Raw genomic sequence first — 2434 nt, forward strand, 5'->3', positions numbered from 1 at the left:
AGACGGCCAGCGCCAGCAGCAGGTGCGGCCAGCCGGGGCGGGCGTGCTCGCCGGAACTGCGCCCCAGCCGGGTCAGCGCCGCGCGGACGAGATCGTTGAGCCGCCCGCGCCCGCGCGTACCTTGCGCGAGTACAACCATGAAGAAGGGCAGGGCGCTGATCGCTGTCGCCCACAGATAGACTCCCGAGAGATTGCCCATATGCGCCGCGCCCGCGAGAGTCGGCGCGACGACCTGAAGGGCGATCAGGACATTGCCGCCGAACGAGCCATAATATTCGGCCGCGAGGTAATAGCTGATCGCGTGCATGACGAAGAAAAGGAAGCCGCGCGTGAACAGATCGGCGCCGAGCACGGCAGCCATACTGCGCCCGTCATTGCCACGCGCGACGAAGGCGCGGTAATTGGCAAAGCCGATCGCGTTGATCACGAAGACGATCAGGAGCCCGCTCGCCATGATCTGACGCAGAAACGCATTGAGCAGCATGGGATCGTGCATGAGCCCTGCGCGCAGGGCGGGGTAGGTCAGGATGTAGAAGCCCGTCGCGAGCAGCAGGCCGATCATGCTCAGGACGAAGCTCTGCAACACAAAGCGCAACCAGCCGGTCTGCGCGGAAAACAATACGCTCAGCCAGCGCAGATGCGCGATCTGCCGCTCGCCCTGATGCGTTTCCGGGTTGCCGTCCGCCATGGTCTGCCTTCTCCCTTGGGCTGGCAGGATGCCGCGCCGTACACGGCAAGCTAAGCCAGATCGGGCGAATGGGAAGTCCCGTTCATGGATCACCCGGCAGTGCATGCCCTTGCGATGCGCGACATGATTGCAGATTTGCTGAAATTCGCCCAAATGTCCCGATGCTTAAACCTCCTTAAAGGAAGCCCGGCCTATCGTTGCGTCCGCGTGTTTATTCGACGGGAGTTGCTTCATGATCGCAGCCGAACCTCATGCGACTGCAGAACCCGCGATCGTACCGGGCGCTGAACGGCGCCGCTTCGCGCGCGTCGATGTCGCCCTCGACGGCCGCTACATGCTGGCCGATCGCAAGGACCACCCCTGTCGCAGTGTTTCGATCTCACCCGGCAATCTGACGCTGGAGGCGCCGGTCATAGGGGCGATCGGCGAGCGGGTGGTCTGCCATTTGCCGCTGCTGGGGCGCCTCGAAGGGGAGATCGTGCGCCACATGCCGCACGGCTTCGCCATGTCGATGATCACCTCGCGCCGGCAGCGCCTGCATCTGGCCGATCAGCTCACCTGGCTGGCCAACCGCGACGCGCTCGGGCTCGGCGACGAACGCGCCGGCGAGAGGCTGGTGCCATCGAAGCGCAGCGTTTTCATCACCTTATCCGACGGTCGGCGCCTGAAGGGGCGCGTCCTGGACCTCTCGCGCACCGGCGCCGGCCTCACGGTTTCGCAGGGCCTCGCACCCGGAACGATGCTCACCATCGGCAACACGCCGGCACGCGTGGTGCGCGCGACCGAGGAGGCGATCGGCGTACATTTTCATGACGCCATTCCCGCTGATGTGTTCAACGAGGACATTCGCTTGTAAGCGTTTCACGCCATCCGGGTGTGAAGGATTGCGCAACTTCCCCGCCATGCGCCGGTGATAGGTTCTTCCCCAACGACATTCAGGCTTCGGGGAGGATTATCGCAATGGATCACGCGCGATTGCGCCAGGCGTTTACGGGCATATCCGGAATTCTGGTCACACCCTTCGATGCCGATGACGGGCTCGCGCCCCAACGCCTCGCGCCGATCGTCGATCGCGCAGTGGATGCGGGCGTGCATATTCTCGTGGCCAACGGCAATACCGGCGAATTCTACGGGCTCACCATCGAGGAAGCCGAGCGCATGGTGCATGCGGCGGCCGAGCATGTGGCGGGGCGCGTGCCGCTGATCGGCGGCGTCGGGCGCTCGGTGAAGGATGCGCAGCGCCTCGCCAAAGCCTCGCGGGCGGCGGGTGCGCAGGCGATCATGGTGCACCAGCCGCCCGATCCCTTCGTCGCTCCGCGCGGCGTCGTGGCCTATGTCGAGGCGGTCGCCGAGGCGGCAGAGGGCCTGCCGCTGATGCTGTATCTGCGCAATGACGGGATCGGCACTGCGGCGATCGCGCAGCTTTGCGCCATTCCCGGCGTGATGGGCGTGAAATGGGCGACGCCCGCGCCCCTGCGCCTCGCTGAAGCGATGCGCGCCTGCGACTCCCGGATCGTCTGGGTCGGCGGGCTGGCCGAAGTCTGGGCGCCGCCGCTCTACGCGGTGGGGGCGCGCGGCTTCACCTCGGGACTGATCAATGTCTGGCCGGAGCGTTCCGTCGCCATCCATGCGGCGCTGGAAGCGGGCGATTATCCGCGCGCCATGCAGCTGATCGACGGCATGGCCGAGTTCGAGGCGATTCGCGCCGAGGAGATGAACGGTACCAACGTGACCGGCGTGAAGGCC

At 65.8% G+C, this 2434-nt stretch carries 3 protein-coding genes; 2 read left to right on the plus strand and 1 reads right to left on the minus strand.

What is annotated here, in order from left to right; all coding sequences use genetic code 11:
* Positions 1–688: hypothetical protein (locus VKP01_RS12010; protein ID WP_324412592.1), on the minus strand; the 688-nt coding region annotated here is incomplete at its 3' end.
* Between the two features lie 232 nt (positions 689–920).
* Between VKP01_RS12010 and VKP01_RS12015 the strand changes: the two genes are divergently transcribed.
* Positions 921–1544: a PilZ domain-containing protein gene (locus VKP01_RS12015; protein ID WP_324412594.1), complete on the plus strand. Its 624-nt coding sequence runs from the start codon at positions 921–923 to the stop codon at positions 1542–1544.
* A gap of 104 nt (positions 1545–1648) precedes the next feature.
* A partial coding sequence (locus tag VKP01_RS12020) for a dihydrodipicolinate synthase family protein (RefSeq protein WP_324412596.1) occupies positions 1649–2434 on the plus strand: 786 nt, incomplete at its 3' end.

This window comes from Saliniramus sp. (assembly GCF_035311605.1).
Taxonomy (GTDB): domain Bacteria; phylum Pseudomonadota; class Alphaproteobacteria; order Rhizobiales; family Beijerinckiaceae; genus Saliniramus.

Excerpts from the sequence above, each read along its gene's own strand:
- VKP01_RS12015 (WP_324412594.1), top strand. The coding sequence starts at position 921 with ATGATCGCAGCCGAACCTCATGCGACTGCAGAACCCGCGATCGTACCG.